Raw genomic sequence first — 18,071 nt, 5'->3', positions numbered from 1 at the left:
AGCCCTGCATGACACTCGTTTCCCGACCGCTTTCCCCATGTATTCAACACTGCCAGCTAGACCCGGCAAACATATGCCAGGGTTGCGGGCGTACGCTGGATGAAATTACCTATTGGGGCCAAATGACCGAGGCCGAAAAGGCCCCGGTATGGGAGCGCTTAGAAGCGAAGGGGTATGTAGAAAGCCGAGATTAGTTACTCGATTTAGCGGAGTGGCGATCGCTTAGAAGATGGTGCAACTCACCACAGGCCACCAATGGATCATCACAGTTAATCACGATATCCGACTGGGCAAGCACGTAGCTGCGTCCGGTAATTGTGTTTTCAACGACCTGATACGCGCCTTCCTGATGCGTTCCGATAAACGTGCCAATAAACCCGGTTTCACGCAGCGATACTGTTTCAAGCTTATCGCCTACGTTGAGGCGGCCTTCGTAGTTCATCAGCGCTAACCGGGCGGAAGTACCCGTCCCGGTGGTACTGCGGCAAATCACGCCTGGGTGCACGTAGGTTGTTGAGCGCGAGCGAAAATAGCCCTCACCCACCTGCTCTTCAGGCCCCATAAAGTGTAAAAACGGCAGCGGGCCTACATCGCCCAGCGTGTAGTGTGAAAAACCGCGTTGGGCTTGCAGTGCTTCCACGATTTTATGCGCGCAGGCTGAAAGTGCCTGCTCTTCTTCGCGAATCAACTTAAAGCCAAGCTCAGTGGCATCCACTAGTGCGTAAAAGCCGCCACTATAGGCGATGGAGTACGTCACTGCGCCGATACCCGGCACCTGAATCGTATCGCGGTAGGTATCAATATAGCTTGGCAGCCCTTCGCAGGTAACCGACTCCACCACCCCGTTATGCACGCGTGCCTCAATGTGTACCAGGCCTGCCGGCGCTTCCAGAGCAAAGCGCTGGATACCTTCCTGCTTGGGCACGATGCCAGTTTCAAGCACGGCGGTAGCGGTACATAACGTATTGGAGCCTGAATAGATCGGATAGCCCATCACTTCCATAATAATGTAGCCTGCCGCTGCCTCAGGATGTGTAGCGGGTACCAGCAGATCGACCGACATTTCTGGAATACCGTAAGGCTCTTCCAACAGCAGCCTGCGCAGGCCATCGGCATCGTCGCGCAGGTACTCCATTTGTTCCCGTACGGTCGCCCCCGGCAGGGCGTCAATCCCTCCCGTTACAATCCGGCTAACATCGCCGCCTGCATGGGTATCCATCAATTGAAGTGTATGGATATTTTTCAAGGGCGTTGCTCCTGAGCGTTCGTTAGGGCAAAAGGAGCGCCATGGGCATCCCACTGCGCATCAGGCACGATAACGATCTTGCCTAGGTAATTGCTGTCCCGATTAACAAAATAGCGTTCGGCGGCATGCAGCTCTGAAAGTTTGAAAGCAGCGTGAAGCACCGGCTTGAGCTCACCACGACGAATCCAGTCAATAAGCTGCTCGGCTTCTTCCCGGGTACCGTGAGACACACCAAATATCTGGACCTGATAAAGGTAAATACGCGTCCACATGATTTCGCTAAGGTTACCGCCACTCGCGCCTGCAATCGAAAGGCGCGGATAGGTTTGGCGGCTCTGCATATCGACAATCATGGTATCGATGAACCGGTCGGTCATTTCTCCACCGACTAGATCCATCACCGCGTCTATTGGTTGACCACCGGTGGCCGCCAACACTCGATCCACAAATGTAGGCAGGTCGCCGCGGTCAATCACCGCTTCGGCGCCTAGCGCCAGCAGCGCATCGGCTTTATCGGGCTGGCTAACCGCATATGGAATGGCCCCGACAATCCGGCAAAGCTGAATCAATGCGGTGCCCACACCGCCACTTGCACCGCTTACCAACACGCGCTCACCCGCCCCGACGTGGGCCGAGGTCATCATATGGTAGGCCGTTTGGTAAGAGCACATGCCCATGGACGCAAGCTCGGCATCACGCAGCTTAGGATTATCGACATGATGAAACTGGTCAGCCGGTACGGCAACATATTCAGCGTAACCACCGTCAGCGCCATGGCCATAGTAATCCGGGGTCAGATTGATATCCCGACGCTCATCGGCATAAATATTGAAATCAAGCAGACCCCGCTGGCCGATTTTCCCGGCATCCACGCCTTCGCCTACCGCTACAATCCGTCCCGCTACATCAGCCCCCTGAATACGCGGGAAAGTTAACGTTGGCGTGCCGCCCATGGCGAAGGAGGTAACGTCGCCCTTCTCTTTGGTGGGATAAAGGCCTTCACGGGCTTTGCGGTCGGTATTGTTTTTAGCAGTCGCCGTCACCTGAACCAGAACATCACCCGGCCCAGGTTTGGGAGTCTTGACGTCTTCTCGATAATGCAGCTTTTCGATGTCCCCATGCCCGGTCAAGAGCATGGCAGCCATCGTGGCAGGAACAGCAGTAGCAGATTCAGTCATTGACAGGCTCCCTGATACAAAGGAATAAGATGACTGTTCGACCATAACAAACTCTGGCCGCTGCTTAAAAGCCTACTGAACTAGAACCAGCCCTTTCGCCTGAAAAGCCAAATCAGCACGACGGCCATGCCAATCATGGCGCCCCATACAAAGAAGTAGCCGTAGCGGTAGCCAAGCTCCGGCATGTACTCAAAGTTCATCCCGTAAACACCGGCAATAAACGTTAGGGGGACAAAGATCGCGGTAATCACCGTTAGAACACGCATGGTGATATTAAGCTGGTGCGATGAAATGGAAATATAGCCGTCGACCAGATCGCCGCAAATATCGTAATACATCTGGGTCAGCGTATAGAGCCGTTCAAAACGCTCGGCCACATCGTTAATGGCATGCAGCGTTTCGCTTTCCTCGCGGGGAAGATGCTGATAGTCGTAGGCCGTTAACTCTTGGGTAATCCCTTTATGATAGTTAAACACGCGGCGCATCTTGACCAATCGAGAACGGTAGGTGGTAATTTTACGCATCAATACGTCGTTACCGTTTTCGAGCAGCTCATCCTCTAAATCGCTCAGTTCCGCCTCAAACTCAAGCAGGCTATCGATATAGTAGCCGGCTGAGGTATACATGATCTTCAAGGCTACCTGCTCGGGCGACTTAGCTAAAAGCGCCTTGCCATGCTCTTTTAATAATCGCTCAACACTCATGGCAAGGCCCGAATGCAGCGTGACTAAAAAGCGCTCGCCGATAAAAAAGCACACCTGCTGAGGAACGAAATTGAGCTGGGCATCAAACGAGGAAATACCCCGGTAAATAAGCAGCGTATGATTATCGAATTCTTCGATTTTAGGCGGCAGGCGCTCTTTATGAGCATCCTGTATCGCCAGTGGGTGGCACTCAAATTTTGCGAGCAGACGCTCGACGGTTTCTTCGTCTTCGCCCTGCATATCTATCCAGATATGGCTGTCGGATATTGCTTGCCACGTAGCAAACAGCTGCTCATCGCCTTCGTAAGCAGTGCCATCGGGCGTTGTCACAATGCTGCGAATCATAATCTTCCTTGAATTCTTTAGAGTAATACGCAGCTTACGCTATACGTAACTATGCTATACGAACCTGTGCTTTACCCGCGCGTTTTGCTTCATACATCGCAACATCGGCACGTTTAAGGAGTTCTGGCGCCGTTTCATCTGCGCCCGGCGTATAAACCGCAACGCCAATGCTGGTACTTACGTTTAACACGGCCTCACCAATGAGCAGCGGCTGTTCAATAGTATGAATGAGCTTTTGCGCTATAGGTTCGATCGCATCCAGCGCAACGCTCTCAAGCAGCAGGACAAACTCATCCCCGGCCCAACGTACAACAAAGTCGGTTTCCCGGGCGGAGGCCGTTAATCGCTTGGCTATTTCGCGTAGCAGCTCATCGCCAACCGCATGGCCGTAATTATCGTTAACCTGCTTAAAGCTATCCAGATCCATAAACAGTACGGCTAACGGTTTTTGTGAGCGTCGCACGCGAGCCATGGCGTCAGGCAAGCGTTCATCCAGCGCCCGGCGATTGGCCAACTTGGTTAGTGCATCTTCGCGCGCCTGCTGGTCACGCAAGCGTTCAAGCTGCTGGCGTTCGCTAATATCGTGGATAAACAGGCTACGCCATTGTCTGCCGTGAAAGGAGAGCGATTTAAAGCGAATCTCAACCGGCAAGCGGCTGCCATCTGATCGGTGTGCAAAGTGAGTCACCGGCACATTCTCGGCCCCACAGGGTAAACCATCTGGCAGCATCAACTGGCTAATTGGCTTGCCCAACGCCTGCTCGCGTGACCAGCCAAACATGGTAGTGGCCGCCAGATTCCAGTCCAATACGCAGTCGTTTGCATCAACGCTCACATAGGCGTCGTAAGCCGTTTCAATGACCAACTTGAGTTCGTGAGTACGCTGTTCGATTTGCTGTTCAAGGCTATGATGAAGCTTAGCTAAGGCCTTCTGAGAGGCCTCTTTATCTTTTTTCTCACGGTTGAGCCGCTCGCGGAGTTGAACTTCCTCGGTCACAATATCGGCAAGATCCTGCAGCGTGGAAAACTCATCTTTGCTAAGCGTTCGTGGCTTGTTATCTATGGTGCAGAGCGTGCCTAGCACCAATCCCTGAGTGGTTTTGAGTGGTAATCCCGCGTAAAAACGTATCCCGTCGGGCTTGGCCACCAGAGGGTTATGCGCAAACCGGCTATCAAGGCAGGCATTCTCCACGACCAAGGGGGCAGACTCGGCCACCGGGTAGGCGCAAAAGGCGATATCACGCGGCGTTTCATGAATATCCAGCCCCACACGTGATTTAAACCACTGACGTTTGGCATCAATCAGGGTAACCGTGACGGCCGGTACATCAAGCAGCTTTGCGGCAAGCCGGGTAATACGGTCAAACACTGGCTCGCTGGGCGTATCGAGCAGCTTAAGCTCATAAAGTGCCTCTAAGCGTGCTTTTTCATTTGACGGTATGGGATAACTCATTAAATGCTTCACCCAGGTCGTTAGGTGTTTTGTCCATCATAGCGTGAAATAATTCTTACTGCCCAACCGCCTTATTGCTCGTGACATACGCAAGCACCACGCTTACCAAGGTGGAGGCTAACAATGCTCCTAAAAACGGGCCTAGGGTAGGAATACTTCCCGGAAAGCTTGCGGCCATTACCCCGGCGCTTAGGCTTTGCTGGCTGAGCCATCCTGGCAAGATGGCGCCAAGTAGTCCAGCCAAGCCGCCGCCGATAGCAGCAAGCGGCGTCATGCGTCGCCATAACCCCAGCAGAACAGGCACAACAATGGCGGCGCATAATAAATCGGCGATTAAAAAAAGGCGTAAGACTGACAGTCCCTGAAGCGCGATAACCACCACAGGCACCATGAGCAAGACGGTCATCCAGCGCGTAAGGGCTATGGAAACACCAGGCTGTTCACTGCGCGACACAATCAGCGAGGCGATACCACTTTGCAGTGTATCCACACTGGACGCCACCAGCGTGACCGCCAGCACCAAGGCTGCCATGGCTACCCAAGATGGTGCGTTATTCAATAGCGCAAAAAAAGGCATTGGCGGTTCACCAAGCGCTATTCCACTCATGGCGGCCATCATGCCCAAACCACCAATCACCATTACGATAACGACCGTAGCAATTCCTCCCACCCAGGCGCCCCGTTCCAAGCTTTGATTATCACGCGCGGCCCATACCCGCTGCCAATAGCCCTGATGAAAAAGATTGGCCGCAGTGACCGCAATCACCAGCGTTAACGCCACACTCAGCGCACTGGAAGTGGGAATAGAAGGCAGCACTGAACCACTGGGCATTGCAGGCAGGCGCCACAGGGTGACGCTTGAAACGATCACCAATAGGGCAACCAGTAGCCATGCCTGCCAGCGATCGGTCGCAAGGCTTGCGCGCAGCCCGCCGCTTACCGTGTAAAGCAGCGTAGCGAGGGTAACGCCAATAATCACCCAGCTCGGCGGCACATCAGAAAGCAGTGATGTAATGGCCCCGATGGCGGTTAATTCAGCGGCCAAGAAGCACGCCATATAAACCACTGAAACCAACGTTACCCAGTGGCGTACGCCCCGGCCATAGCAAGCTTCGGCAAACTCCGCAATGCTGCGCCCTTCAGGTAAGGCGCGACGAATAGCCGGGCCATAAATGCCCAGGACGATAAACGGGAGCGCAGAACCAAGAGCATAGCCCGCGAGTGCCAGCGGGCCGACAAAGGCGCCAATTTCTGGCGGCGCAAACAATATCCATGCACCCATCCCAGAGGCAACAAAAGACAGCCCAAGCGTAGTGCTGGTTTGTGAGTTTCGCGCGGTGACATAGTCATCCAATGAATCTTTTCGCCCGCGGGCGTTAAGACCTAAAAATGCAAAGCAGCAGAGCGCCGCGCCCAGCACGGCTGACGTAAGGTATGGCATGTCGCACTTCCTCCGCCGGTTCTAACCGGATCAGGTTCCAGGGTCTGCCTAACAGCATTCTCAGCCACCCATGTGGCTCCCCTGGCGACAGTGAATTGAGAGCGTATGCTGAGTGAAATAAAGCGAATCGTCAAAGCTGATCTTAAAAACTGGCCTTAAGAACTGAATAGCGATACACCCTCTCGCCGCTGCGGCTATTAATGCTATGCGCTAAATAGCTCAAAGGAAACGGGCTTACTTCTCCTATTCATTAGCTATAACGTTGCTTAAACTAATAAAAACTTAGAGCATTACTCTCATAGCGGCATTGCAGGATAAAACCGGTTTACCGCCGTTCGCGCTATTAAAAACTAACAATGCCAAGAGCGCCGTGTGGATATACCTGTGGCGCGCGCATAGGAAAATTGCCATGTCGTATACCGAAGCCAAAGAGCATACCCCAGGTCGACTCCATGTTCTGTTTGCTGCCCCTTATCGTGCATTTGAAAACAATACCGATGAGCGCCAGCTTCATGTTCGTGTGATGCTATATATGCTGTTGGCGCGCCCCATGGCACGCGGGGATATGACGCTTCGCGTCATTCATGGCTGGGAAAACGGCGGCTTTGAACCCGATGATCTGCAGCACGCCGACTACGCTCTGCATGATCTGGATGATTTTAAGCGCATCGTAAAATACTTTGAGAAAGCCGCTAAACAAAATACTCCACTTCCGTCAGAAAACCCGACCGTTTTAGCGGATCCTCTTGCCCATGCCATCGCCGATGCCAAGGCTGAAGGGCAAATGTTAGCCGATGATATACAAAAAACGCCGGCAAGCTGGCCCGCGTTTGAAGGTGGGCTCGCCCTTTATACGCTGTTTAAAATGTATCACCGCCTGGTATATGGGGAAGACGACGTTTATCGCTGCTCACAGTGTCAAACACCGCATGGTCCGCGTGAAATCCATGAGTTTCATCTGGAGGAGGGTGAGTTCGCATTGTTGGTGCCACTTAGCGGGCAGGTAAAAGCATCGCCCTCGCTACTTGTTCTGCATGAGAGTCAGCTTAACCCTATTGAAAAGCTGCTCGAGGAAAGCTTCAACATGCTGCAGGACTTTTAATACGCTCTAAACCACCACGGGCCCCTAAAGAGGGGCCCGTGGTGGTTAGTTAAACGCGTTAAGGGTCGGTTGAAGCTTCAGCGCAATCACAATCTCAATGGCTTCTGACGTAATGAAACATAGTTTCAAAAAAAAGTTTCAAAACAAGGTCTTAAAACACGGTTACTAGCTTAATGAGATAGTGCTATTGATACCGCTGGAAACATTTTCAGGCTCGAACCAGCGCGCGGTTACTGTTTTGGTCTGTGTCCAAAACGCAATAGCCTGCTTACCGTTAGGACCTAGATCGCCCAGTTTTGAGGCCCGCGAGCCGGTAAAGCTAAAGTAAGCAACGGGCACCGGAATCGGCACATTAATTCCCACCTGCCCTACATCGATATCCGTTTCAAAACGGCGCGCCACCCAGCCGGAGTTAGTAAAGATAGAAGTGCCGTTACCATTAGGGTTGGCATTGATAAACGCAATCGCCTCATCAAGCGTTTCCACATTGACGACGCAGAGTACGGGGCCAAAAATCTCTTCGCGGTAAATTGTCATTTCCGCCGTCACGTCGGTAAAGAGCGTCGGTCCGACAAAGTTGCCATTTGGGTAGCCCTCTACTTGGCAGTTGCGCCCATCGACCAGCAGATTGGCGCCTTCCTTTTCACCCGCTTCAATTAAACGCAGCACACGATCCCGGGCAGCGGGTGATACGAGTGGTCCTAAATCGGCATCCTGCTGAGTGCCTGGGCCGACTTTCATCTGGCGCGCGGCTTCCACGATATCGTCAATCCACTGGCGCGCCTCACCTACCAGCACTAAGACGGAATTGGCCATACAGCGCTGTCCAGCGGCGCCAAACGCCGACCCCAGCAGGTTATTGATCGCCTGGCTGCGGTTCGCATCAGGCATCACCACACAGTGATTTTTCGCGCCCATCATGGCTTGCATGCGCTTGCCCGCATCAGCCGCCCGCTTGTAAAGCAGCGACCCCACATGGGTTGAACCAATAAATGACAGGGCTTTGATCGTTGGGTGATCAGCGATTTGATTAGCAACCTCGGGGCCGCCATGCACAACGTTTAACACGCCCGGCGGCACGCCAGCCTCATGGGCCAGTTCCACCAGGCGCATGGTAGAGCTCGGATCCTGCTCAGAGGGTTTCAAGACAAACGTGTTGCCCGTGGCAATGGCCAGCGGAAACATGAAGCAGGGCAGCATAATGGGAAAATTAAATGCGGTAATACCCGCACCAACACCTAGCGGCTGGTGAAGCGTATAGACATCTACTTCACTTGCGGCGTTTGCCGCCACTTCACCTAGCTGAAGCGAGGTAATCGAGCAGGCATGCTCAACCACTTCTAAACCGCGCCCCACTTCGCCTTTAGCATCTGGCAGTGTTTTGCCATGCTCTTCAGTGATTAAAGCGGCCAGCTCATCGGTATTGTCACGAATCAACGCCTGCAGTGTCAGCATGATACGCATACGTTTGCCAAGCGGGACTTTGCGCCACTCTTTAAAGGCCTCCTGCGCACTGGCAATCGCGCGCTCTACCTCTTCTGCAGTACAAAAAGGTACCCGGGCCACCACTTCCTGAGTCGCTGGATTAACCACATCACGCCATTCCTGACTCTGTGACGGGACGGCCTGACCATCAATGATCATGGAAATTTCGCGAACGGCCATTGCGTTGCTCCTGTCTTATGATTGTTCGTTGTAGAGACAGTCATTATCACTGCCTTTGCGGTGTGAACAGGGTATAGCAGCAAGTTGACGTAAACGTCAATTAGCTATTAATGCAATTGCTGACTGGCAATGACACAGCAAAAAAAGAAATCGCGAGCGTGCGCTTAACCGCTTGACCTGCCTTGCCAATAAAGGATGATAAAGCGTACGACTATGGAGATGGCGCTTTGCCTTATCAGAAACAAGCCTTCACTTCGGTGATTACCCACAAGCTGAGCCATGCCGGTCTGTGCATTCTGACCCTGCTGCTCTGGTGCGCCACTCCATCTTCTCCGGCCGCTATTGCTACCGGCGTCAACACTTCACCCACGCATGCCGATCAGCGCGAAGCGCTACTGCCGCTGGCAACGCAGAGCCATTCATTACGAATTCGCAGCAGCAAGCCCCTGACCGCCGAGACTAATGACGGGGAGACGGGCGATGCGGCCTTGCCTGCTTATGCAGCACAGGTTGTCCTCGCCCGCTCAGGCAGTTGTGTTCTGTCGCGTTCAATTACGCCACGGGCAGATAGCCTATCCAGATGCCTTCCACCTAGCCGCGCGCCTCCGGCTGCCTAACCGATTAGCGTACTCCCAGAATTTCATTACTGCATGGCACCACGGTTTAAACGCGGCGCCCATTTATATCGTTTGCTAGGAAGCGCGTATGTTTCAGGTGGATCAACTTATTTTAATGGCAGCTATCCTGCTGCTGATCGGCATTATCTCAAGCAAACTCTCGGCCCGCTTGGGTATGCCTGTGCTGGTTCTGTTCCTGGGAACCGGCATGCTGGCTGGGGAAGCGGGTATTGGCGGGATCAGCTTTGATAACCCTATTTTGGCACACGCCCTGGGCACCTTGGCACTGGCCATGATTCTATTCGACGGCGGTCTACAAACGCCGATGGCTTCAATTCGCATGGTTTGGAAACCCGCATCCTTACTGGCAACGGTTGGGGTCCTCATTACATCAATGATTACAGGCGCAGCAGCGGCCTATATTCTTAATCTGCCGCTGCTCGATGGGTTATTGTTGGGCGCCATCGTGGGGTCGACCGATGCGGCGGCCGTTTTTTCGCTGCTGCGTAATGCCGATATCCATATCAACAAACGGCTTAAATCGACGCTTGAAATCGAAAGCGCCTCGAACGACCCTATGGCGATTTTCTTGACCATTGGACTGCTTGAAGTTCTGGTTAACGATATGCCGCTTGGCGTGGGCTTATTGAAGCTGTTCGTGATGCAGATCGGGGTTGGCGGCGTCGTAGGTTTACTAGTGGGCTGGGCATCGGTTCAAATAATCAATCGCATCCAACTGGTAACCTCAGGGCTTTATCCCGTGCTGGTGGCAGCCTGTGGCCTATTTGCCTTTGGTGTCGCAGCTAATCTTGGGGGTAGCGGCTTTCTGGCGATCTTCGTGGCGGGGGTGATGATCGGTAACCGTCGCATCGCTTTTCAGCGCAGTACCTTCCTGTTTCATGATGGCTTGGCGTGGATGAGCCAGATCGTCATGTTCGTTGTGCTCGGCCTGCTTATCAATCCCATGTCACTGCTGGACGTATGGCTTGAAGGCCTGATGATCGCGGCCATTTTAATCCTGGTGGCCCGCCCGCTTGCGGTTACGCCCATTCTTAAAATGTTTGGCTTTACCAACCGTGAAACCGGGTTGGTTGCCTGGGTAGGCCTACGTGGCTCAGTGCCTATTATTCTGGCTATATTTCCACTGATCTTTGGTCTGGAAGGCGCGGAGCTTATCTTCAACGTGGTTTTCTTCGTGGTGTTAATCTCCGCTACCCTTCAAGGCACAACCCTTCCCTATGTGGCGCGTAAATTAGGTCTTACCGTCGCACCGCCCATTATGCCTGCCGCGAGCCTTGAAATTACGGCACTGGAAGATGTTGATGCTGATATTGTGGAGTATCGCTTAGGCGATACCGCAAGGGCCGCCAATCGACGGTTATCGCAAATTGCGCTACCGGATGGCACGGTGGTGGCGATGGTCACACGCGGCAAGGATGTCATCCCGCCGCGTGGCTCAACGCTACTTCAGCCAGGCGATCATCTGTTTGTCGTGTTACGTCCTGACATTCGGCCTTTTGTGAACTACGTGTTTGCTGAGGGCGCAAGTATTCCCAACGGCGAATTTCCTGATCAAACCTTACGCCTTAAGGGAAGCACCAGTGTCGGCGAAGTCCTTCACTCGTATGGCCTGACGTTGGATGGTGATATGGCCTGCACGCTGGATACGCTACTGCATGAACGCCTGCCCGATAGCCCAAGCGAAGGCGATGAACTAGTACTAGGCGATGTGGTGTTATCTGTATTGGGGGTACTCGAGGGGCGTATTACCACCGTAGGCGTAACGCACATCCAACCAACGCTGGCGCCGGCAAACATGCCAGGCTAACCGCTATGCGTAATAGCCACCTGCTCGGTGCAGGTGGCTATTGGCTTGAATAGAAACGCATCGCAAGAATTGTTCAGGCTACTTCGTAAGCCGCTTTAAGCCGGTAGAACTCATCGACGATTGCCGCCATTTCGCTGGCGTCGTAATGACATAGGCCGCTAACCACCAACTTTTTAGAGCCGACTCCTACCGCATCTCCCGCCGACTCAATGGAAAACTCAAGCAGCGCATCCGCCCGTTTACCCTGAACATCCAGCGATGATCGCGTTAACGCAAGGTTAGGGTTAAACCCATCTAAACGCTCCAGCGAGAATCCCATGCTGTCGTAAATTACCAGCGGACGTTTGGGGTTAAACATTACCCCGTGCTGCTCCATTAACGGCTTTAAATAGTGAGGAAAGTTTTTCCCAGAAAAAGCCACATAGCAGCGCGCAAATGCTTCAATAGCGGTTTCATCAAAGGTTGTTTCACCACTGCGAACCACCTGCAGGTAGCACTTGCCGCTCTCGTCAGATACGTGTAGCTCACCGTTATCTGCTTCACTAAACAGCAGCGGCGTATCAGCACTCACCATATTGGTGAAGCGAAATTCCATTTGCCGCGACAACCCAAATTTGACGAGTATCAGTGCGAATAGCAAGTCACCAGGCACGCAGAAACGACGCGCATCCGGATTATGAATGGGGTTGTAATCGCCAGCCACGCCTTTAGCGAAACGGCTGGCCTGCTCTGCAGAGATCACGATGTACTCTCCGCGTTGCGCGTAAAAATCCTTGAACATGGCGTTTGCTGCCTGCCTAGCGTTGAAATCGAAAACCCATAACTGCCCAACGTCGCGCATAATGCCATAAAACACGCGCTAACAGGAGTCATCGGCCAGGAAGCGAGTATGCCAAACACGAATATTGCCAAAAAACGCTTACCACGCTTTGCATTAGCAACGCTGATCGGCGCCTTATTTATCGTCGTCATTTGGCTGATAGGCAGCTATTGGCTGCTTAATAGCCAGTGGCTACCCAACAAAATCTCCCAGTTCGAAGGCGTTGAGATTCGTTGGAGCCAAGGTGCCAGCCGCCACCCTGGGCGCTGGGAGGTAGAAAACCTGTACCTTTCACGTGAAGATGAGGCGTTACCGATTAGCATTGAGGCCGAACGCGCCACGCTTACGCTATCTTTATTATCGCTACTGCGCGGTGAACTACATATTCAGGCAATGAACGCAGAAGGCATTCGCCGCTTAACCATAGGCGATATTGCTCTTGAAGCTCAAGGCACATTGCGTGTATCGGACACAACGCTTAGCCGTGAGCGCCTAGCCGTCCCCGAAGCAACCCTTGCCATCACTGAAGGCCGCCTGGTACGGCTTAGCGACCAAATGACGCTGGTTAATGCGATTAACCTTGAGGCAACGGCATCGCTTGATGAGGTCACACCGACCGACCCGGCCACGGGCGAGCTTAACCCTGAGCTACTCGCCGCCCTTTCGGCAACGCTTGAGCTACATGCCCAGGCAGATGCCTGGGACGTGTTCATGCCCTACCTGGATGCCCTTCCCTGGCTATTTCTAAATGGCCGGGGCGAATTGACCGGCCGTATTGCCCTAGCGTCAGGCACGCTTGAAGAAGGCAGCCACCTGTCCCTGGAGGCGCCGGAGTTACGCTTAACACTAGACGAGCGTAAGCTTCTTGAGCCAACGGCCCCGACCACCTGGGTGATCGCGGACGCCCCACCGCCCCGGCATACCGCGACAGGCCAGGGAAACGTTCAACTTAGCGTGAGCGATAATCAGCTTCACTTTGCAACCCAGCTACAAGGCGTCACTCTGGCAGATACTCAAGCCTACGCCACTGATACCGCGCTACGCCTGACCAGTAAGATCGCCAATCAGCGACTGGATCACTTAAGCGCTCCTACGGACGCCGAACTCACTCTGAAAGGCACTATCACACGGCTGGACATGCTGGACCGTTACCTGGCCGATACGTTACAGGGCCAGGGGATTCGCTTATCAGGCAATGGCCGTCTAGAAGCCGATGTTAGTGTGCGTGATACCCAGCTCTATAACGCCCATCTATTTATTGACGCCGAAATGCTGGCGGCTGAAGCGTTGGATTTCAAGGCGCAAGGTAGCGGCACTCTTAATGCCGAGCTAACGGATGCCGCGAGTGTTGACGCCACGCTTCAATTTACCCAGGCAATGCTTAACCACCATGAGCGAACGCTACTTAGCGACGCTACGATCGATCTGACCGCTCAAAGCCCCATCGACACCGCGCTAGCCCATGAGCAGGCGACGGCGACCCTGACTTGGCAAGATGCACGCATGCCCAGCATCAATGTGCTGCAACCCTATTTAGCCACCTACCTGCCGGATCCCGCGCCGTTTCAGCTGATTAGCGGTCAAGCGCAAAGCAATGGAGCGCTTGCCATTACCTCCGAGCAGCTAAGTGGAGAGCTTTCTTTATCGGGTAACGCACTTACCACCCGCTGGCAGCGCGATGAGCAGCGCACAACGTTAACCAGTGACATGCAGCTTTCACTTTCACTTAAGCAGGCAACGACCGACGGCACGTCAATTGATATAAGCGGCAGCCGTTTACGCTGGCAGGTCGCCGATGACACTCAGCCCGACGAACGTCTGGAAAGTATTTTGGTGCTGCGCGATGGTCGTTTTCAGCGGCGTGACAATACGCCCAGCGGGCAGTTTCAGCTTGAAGGCAGCGTGCAGCGCCTAGGCTTTTTAAACACCTTTTTACCCGATGCCCATGGCGTATCGCTTTCAGGTAACGGCCAGCTATTTGCCCAAGGGTCGTTTCGGGATAATCGTCTGCTGGCGCCCACTCGACTACGCATAAACGCCAATCAACTCGAAGTCGCGTTTTTGGATTACCTGGCGACGGGGCGTGGCGAGCTAACCGCACAAGTCGATAGCGCTGAACAGGCCCAACTTTCCTTGGGGATTCCGCGTTTTTCGCTGCAGCGAAAAGACGATGACAGCCCTCACGTGGAGGGGCGTCACTTCGCCTTGACCACCCAGACCAACCAGCTCAGCAAGGTGCTGACATCGCCGGAAGCGGAGCATTTCGTTACCCGAATCGCCCTACCGATTACCGACGTGCCGGACTTTACCCGTTATAACCGCTACCTGCCCGAAAGCGCGGGAATTACGCTATTAGGTGGGCAGGCAAGCCTTACCAGCGAATGGTTGTTAGATGGTTTAACCGCGCAGGGAGAGCTATCGCTGCGCGCGTTTGGCGCCGATATGGCGCTACTTGATCAGCGCCTGCGGGGGGATTTACACCTTTCCCTGACTCTTACGCAGGGTGCCCTGGAAACACGCCGCTTTACAGCCGACAACTCCTTTCTACGCTTGGAAAACATTATCCGCCCAGGCGAAAACGTCTCGGCGGATGCTGGCTGGTGGGTGCAGCTTTCCATGAATGAGGCTCAGCTCGAATGGGCGGACCCGGTACGTTTAGTGAGCCAAGTAGGTCTTGAAATGCGCGACACAGGGCTGCTTGCCCGGCTTTTTCTGGAACGGGCGCGTGAAAAAGAGTGGCTAGGCCGGCTACTCAGCGTACGCAATATCAGCGGCTCTGCCGAGCTTGCTATTAATGGTGATCGCGCAAGCCTCAACAACCTTATTCTAACCGGTGGGCCGCTACGGCTACTGGCGGATATCACCATGGCTGAGCGCAGTGCCAATGGCGCGCTCTACGCTCGACTCGGCGCATTGGGTGTCGCGGTGGAGCTAGTTGATAACCAGCCTGATCTGCATATTTTACAGCCGCGCCGCTGGTTTGAACGCTGGCAGCAAGCCCAATCCACGACCCTTCAAGAGCACCAATAACCGGTCATGCCCTTAGCGCTTTGTTTTGCGCTCGCGGCGTATCATTCTCACCCGCTCTTTGGCTTTGGCAGGAGTCGAGAGCGGCGCTGCCGGATCGACCTCTTTTGGAGGCAGAGTCACCCAGGCAAAGACCGGTAAAGCCAAGTGCCAATGAATCGCTGCCAACCGAAGACCCAGCGTAATGCCTAGCGCCATAGTAATACTGACGCTCAGCGGCGCATTTAGGGCTTGCAGCGTGACATAGGCACTCCCGCCCGCCATGGCGGCAGTGGCATATATCTCTTCGCGCAGCACCATGGGTACGCGCTGGGCCAGCATGTCACGAATCATGCCGCCCGCCACGCCAGTCATCATGCCCATCAAAACCGCCACCACGCCTGAGGTTCCCAGCAACAGCGCTTTATGCGTGCCGATAACCGTAAACAGCGCAAGGCCAAACGCATCGGCGATAGGCAGAAAACCCCGCGACAGGCGATGAATATAATGAAAGCCGACCAGCGACACGCTAACGGTCGCGAGAATAACCCACAAGTAAGTAGCGTCAGTGATCCAGAAGACAGGGCGCACCCCCAGCACTAAATCACGCAGGGTGCCGCCGCCAATACCGGTGACGGCAGCAAGCACCAGCATGCCAAACGGGTCCATTTTGGACCGACACGCCAGAATCACGCCCGACAGCGCAAAGACAATCACCCCTGTCATATCCAGCCAGTACACCACACCTGTCACGCGATTCCCCTTTATGCGCTATGGTTCTTAAAACCGGGTTCTTAAAGCTAGGCTCTTAAAGCCAAGTTCTTAAAAACAGGCTCTTAAAACCAGGTTCTTAAAACCAGGTTCTTAAAACCAGGTTCTTAAAACCAGGTTCTTAAAAGCAAGCTCTTAAAGCGGGCAGAATAGCACTAAAGCAGTTTACGTTTATCGCTTACTTAGGTGTGAATTAAGCAGACTTAACGCGGTAGCTTAAGGTAGGCTGATGATAACTTTAAAAGGAGGCACTATGGATTGGAATCCTGCCTATACGTGGTTAGTGCTGGCACTCCTTCTCAGCTTGGGGGAGTTAACATCAGGCGCCATGGTGCTGTTGGCGCTTGGCATCGCCGCCGCCTTGACTGCGGCCGTTACTGCGTTGGGATTATCGCTACCCTGGCAGCTTTTAAGCATGGGTATCTTTACCGGTGTTCTGGTGCCGATAGGTATCTGGGTGATCCGCCCGCGCTTTTCACCTCGTGGCGTTGCCTATGGCACCACCGGCACGGGTGTGGAAAAGGGCAACTATTACCACACGCTGCGGCGCGACTTTGACGATGCAACGGGCATCAAGATCAACGGTGATTTCTACCGTGTGCGCGTGATCGATACAGGCACGACCGAACTCCCTCCCGATACCTCCGTTATTTTTCAGCGTTTTGAAGGCACGACAGCGCTGGTCGCCCTACCCTCGTCAGCATCTAACCCTCTGCAAGACGATACCGTCATACACAAGGAGCCTTGAGAATGGATTTACCTATTAGCCCCGGTTTACTGATTAGCTTGATTGTTGTCGTTATCGGCATCGTGATCATTTCCAAAGGTCTGGTGATTGTTCGCCAGTCTGAAGTCATGGTGGTTGAGCGCCTCGGCTCGTTTAATCGCGTACTCGAAAGCGGGATCAATATCATCGTCCCCTTTATCGAGCAGCCCCGTGCCATCACCATGCTGCGCTATCGCAAAATGGGTGAGGAGTACCAGGCAATTACCACCGATGAGATTCGCATTGACCGCCGCGAGACGGTTATGGACTTCCCTGGCCAGCCGGTAGTCACGACCGACAACGTGACCGTACGTATCAATGGCGCGCTATATTATCAAATTATTGATCCTAAGCGCGCCGTTTACGAAGTCGTCAACATGAGTCAGGCCGTCGAGGTTCTGGCCAAAACCACGCTGCGCTCGGTGGTTGGTAAAATGGAGCTGGACAAGCTGTTTGAGTCGCGCGCCGAGGTAAACAATGAGATTCAGGCGGCCATGGAAGAACCCGCCTCCAAATGGGGCGTCAAGATATCTCGTGTAGAGGTACAGGATATCGCCATGCCCGAAGAGGTGGAAACGGCCATGCGTCTTCAAATGGCCGCCGAACGTAAACGCCGCGCGACGGTGACCGAGGCTGAGGGTGAAAAATCCGCGGCCATTGCCATGGCGCAGGGCCAGCGCGAGTCGTCCATTCTTAACGCACAGGGCGACAAGGAATCGGCCATCTTACGCGCCCAGGGCGAGCAGGAATCCATCAAGCTGGTGCTTAACGCAATCGGTGAAAGCGAAGAAGACAAGCGTACCGTGGTTGGCTACCTGCTGGGGCAGAGCTATATCAAGGTGCTGCCCAACATGGCCAAGAATGGCGAGCGCGTTTTCGTGCCCTATGAGTCCTCCGCCCTGCTGGGTTCGATGGGCATGTTCCGCGAGCTAGCTGGCTCACCGGAAGATGCCGTGGGGGAGCATCTGAAAAACCGTACGGGCAATAACGGTCAGTCCGGCAGCTTTCGTAGCGGCGTGGTAGGCGGAGCCACCAGCAACTAAATAAAAATCACTAATGCAAAAGCAGACAACGCTAATTTAAATTAAATCAAACTAAGTCGGGTGATGATAAGCCCGACTTTTTTTTG

The 18,071-nt window shown here is 53.9% G+C and carries 15 protein-coding genes and 1 riboswitch; of the genes, 7 read left to right on the top strand and 8 right to left on the bottom strand.

Going from position 1 to position 18,071, the window contains the following annotated elements; all coding sequences use genetic code 11:
* Positions 1–8: 8 nt before the first annotated feature.
* Entirely contained in the window at positions 9–194 is a 186-nt protein-coding gene (locus D467_RS19670; protein ID WP_081621229.1) for a DUF1289 domain-containing protein, read from the top strand.
* On the opposite strand, the gene D467_RS0105835 is transcribed toward D467_RS19670, so the two are convergent.
* The 5 genes from D467_RS0105835 to D467_RS0105815 all read right to left on the bottom strand — a co-directional run bounded on the left by D467_RS0105835 (position 191) and on the right by D467_RS0105815 (position 6,367).
* A complete protein-coding gene (locus tag D467_RS0105835) occupies positions 191–1,246 on the bottom strand; it encodes a proline racemase family protein (protein ID WP_018916579.1) in 1,056 nt (351 codons plus the stop codon). The genes D467_RS19670 and D467_RS0105835 overlap by 4 nt on opposite strands.
* The gene (locus D467_RS0105830) at positions 1,243–2,424 is read right to left on the bottom strand and encodes an alcohol dehydrogenase catalytic domain-containing protein (RefSeq protein WP_018916578.1); all 1,182 of its coding nucleotides are present in this window, start codon (positions 2,422–2,424) and stop codon (positions 1,243–1,245) included. The genes D467_RS0105835 and D467_RS0105830 overlap by 4 nt, the downstream gene beginning before the upstream one ends.
* 80 nt (positions 2,425–2,504) lie before the next feature.
* The gene (gene corA, locus D467_RS0105825) at positions 2,505–3,473 is read right to left on the bottom strand and encodes a magnesium/cobalt transporter CorA (protein ID WP_018916577.1); all 969 of its coding nucleotides are present in this window, start codon (positions 3,471–3,473) and stop codon (positions 2,505–2,507) included.
* A 49-nt stretch (positions 3,474–3,522) separates the two neighbouring features.
* Positions 3,523–4,926: a sensor domain-containing diguanylate cyclase gene (locus D467_RS0105820; protein WP_018916576.1), complete on the bottom strand. Its 1,404-nt coding sequence runs from the start codon at positions 4,924–4,926 to the stop codon at positions 3,523–3,525.
* Positions 4,927–4,981: 55 nt separating this feature from the next.
* A complete protein-coding gene (locus tag D467_RS0105815) occupies positions 4,982–6,367 on the bottom strand; it encodes an SLC5/6 family protein (protein WP_018916575.1) in 1,386 nt (461 codons plus the stop codon).
* A riboswitch (TPP riboswitch) is annotated at positions 6,357–6,460 on the bottom strand. Its footprint overlaps the gene before it by 11 nt.
* A gap of 316 nt (positions 6,461–6,776) precedes the next feature.
* Here D467_RS0105815 and D467_RS0105810 point away from each other — a divergent pair.
* Complete coding sequence (locus D467_RS0105810) at positions 6,777–7,469, top strand: hypothetical protein (protein WP_018916574.1); 693 nt, start codon at positions 6,777–6,779, stop codon at positions 7,467–7,469.
* Positions 7,470–7,634: 165 nt separating this feature from the next.
* On the opposite strand, the gene D467_RS0105805 is transcribed toward D467_RS0105810, so the two are convergent.
* Complete coding sequence (locus D467_RS0105805; RefSeq protein ID WP_018916573.1) at positions 7,635–9,134, bottom strand: CoA-acylating methylmalonate-semialdehyde dehydrogenase; 1,500 nt, start codon at positions 9,132–9,134, stop codon at positions 7,635–7,637.
* Positions 9,135–9,361: 227 nt separating this feature from the next.
* Here D467_RS0105805 and D467_RS0105800 point away from each other — a divergent pair, with 227 nt between their 5' ends.
* Both D467_RS0105800 and D467_RS0105795 read left to right on the top strand, forming a co-directional pair.
* A complete protein-coding gene (locus tag D467_RS0105800) occupies positions 9,362–9,751 on the top strand; it encodes a hypothetical protein (protein ID WP_018916572.1) in 390 nt (129 codons plus the stop codon).
* 88 nt (positions 9,752–9,839) lie between these two features.
* Positions 9,840–11,579, top strand: a complete 1,740-nt coding sequence (locus D467_RS0105795; RefSeq protein WP_018916571.1) for a potassium/proton antiporter — start codon at positions 9,840–9,842, stop codon at positions 11,577–11,579.
* Between the two features lie 73 nt (positions 11,580–11,652).
* On the opposite strand, the gene D467_RS0105790 is transcribed toward D467_RS0105795, so the two are convergent.
* Positions 11,653–12,360 carry a DUF3581 family protein gene (locus D467_RS0105790; RefSeq protein WP_018916570.1) on the bottom strand — a complete coding sequence of 236 codons (708 nt, stop codon included), beginning with the start codon at positions 12,358–12,360 and terminating at the stop codon, positions 11,653–11,655.
* 108 nt (positions 12,361–12,468) lie between these two features.
* On the opposite strand from D467_RS0105790, the gene D467_RS0105785 reads away from it, so the two are divergent.
* A complete protein-coding gene (locus D467_RS0105785) occupies positions 12,469–15,429 on the top strand; it encodes a translocation/assembly module TamB domain-containing protein (RefSeq protein WP_018916569.1) in 2,961 nt (986 codons plus the stop codon).
* 12 nt (positions 15,430–15,441) lie between these two features.
* On the opposite strand, the gene D467_RS19080 is transcribed toward D467_RS0105785, so the two are convergent.
* Positions 15,442–16,158 (bottom strand): trimeric intracellular cation channel family protein, encoded by a 717-nt coding sequence (locus tag D467_RS19080; RefSeq protein ID WP_018916568.1) that lies wholly within the window; start codon positions 16,156–16,158, stop codon positions 15,442–15,444.
* Positions 16,159–16,429: 271 nt separating this feature from the next.
* Between D467_RS19080 and D467_RS0105775 the strand changes: the two genes are divergently transcribed.
* Both D467_RS0105775 and D467_RS0105770 read left to right on the top strand, forming a co-directional pair.
* Entirely contained in the window at positions 16,430–16,924 is a 495-nt protein-coding gene (locus tag D467_RS0105775; protein ID WP_018916567.1) for a nodulation efficiency, NfeD-like protein, read from the top strand.
* Positions 16,925–16,926: 2 nt separating this feature from the next.
* Positions 16,927–17,985: an SPFH domain-containing protein gene (locus D467_RS0105770; protein WP_018916566.1), complete on the top strand. Its 1,059-nt coding sequence runs from the start codon at positions 16,927–16,929 to the stop codon at positions 17,983–17,985.
* Positions 17,986–18,071: the final 86 nt, after the last annotated feature.

The organism is Vreelandella zhanjiangensis DSM 21076 (assembly GCF_000377665.1).
GTDB classification, from domain to species: domain Bacteria; phylum Pseudomonadota; class Gammaproteobacteria; order Pseudomonadales; family Halomonadaceae; genus Vreelandella; species Vreelandella zhanjiangensis.
This window is presented reverse-complemented; position numbering and strand designations above follow the sequence as displayed.

Bases quoted from the DNA above. Each gene is read 5' to 3' on its own strand.
- D467_RS0105795 (WP_018916571.1), top strand. From the start codon at position 9,840: ATGTTTCAGGTGGATCAACTTATTTTAATGGCAGCTATCCTGCTGCTG.
- D467_RS0105785 (WP_018916569.1), top strand. From the start codon at position 12,469: ATGCCAAACACGAATATTGCCAAAAAACGCTTACCACGCTTTGCATTA.
- D467_RS0105770 (WP_018916566.1), top strand. From the start codon at position 16,927: ATGGATTTACCTATTAGCCCCGGTTTACTGATTAGCTTGATTGTTGTC.
- D467_RS0105805 (WP_018916573.1), bottom strand. From the start codon at position 9,134: ATGGCCGTTCGCGAAATTTCCATGATCATTGATGGTCAGGCCGTCCCG.
- D467_RS0105815 (WP_018916575.1), bottom strand. From the start codon at position 6,367: ATGCCATACCTTACGTCAGCCGTGCTGGGCGCGGCGCTCTGCTGCTTT.
- D467_RS0105830 (WP_018916578.1), bottom strand. From the start codon at position 2,424: ATGACTGAATCTGCTACTGCTGTTCCTGCCACGATGGCTGCCATGCTC.
- D467_RS0105810 (WP_018916574.1), top strand. From the start codon at position 6,777: ATGTCGTATACCGAAGCCAAAGAGCATACCCCAGGTCGACTCCATGTT.
- D467_RS0105775 (WP_018916567.1), top strand. From the start codon at position 16,430: ATGGATTGGAATCCTGCCTATACGTGGTTAGTGCTGGCACTCCTTCTC.
- corA (WP_018916577.1), bottom strand. From the start codon at position 3,473: ATGATTCGCAGCATTGTGACAACGCCCGATGGCACTGCTTACGAAGGC.
- D467_RS19670 (WP_081621229.1), top strand. From the start codon at position 9: ATGACACTCGTTTCCCGACCGCTTTCCCCATGTATTCAACACTGCCAG.
- D467_RS0105820 (WP_018916576.1), bottom strand. From the start codon at position 4,926: ATGAGTTATCCCATACCGTCAAATGAAAAAGCACGCTTAGAGGCACTT.
- D467_RS0105790 (WP_018916570.1), bottom strand. From the start codon at position 12,360: ATGTTCAAGGATTTTTACGCGCAACGCGGAGAGTACATCGTGATCTCT.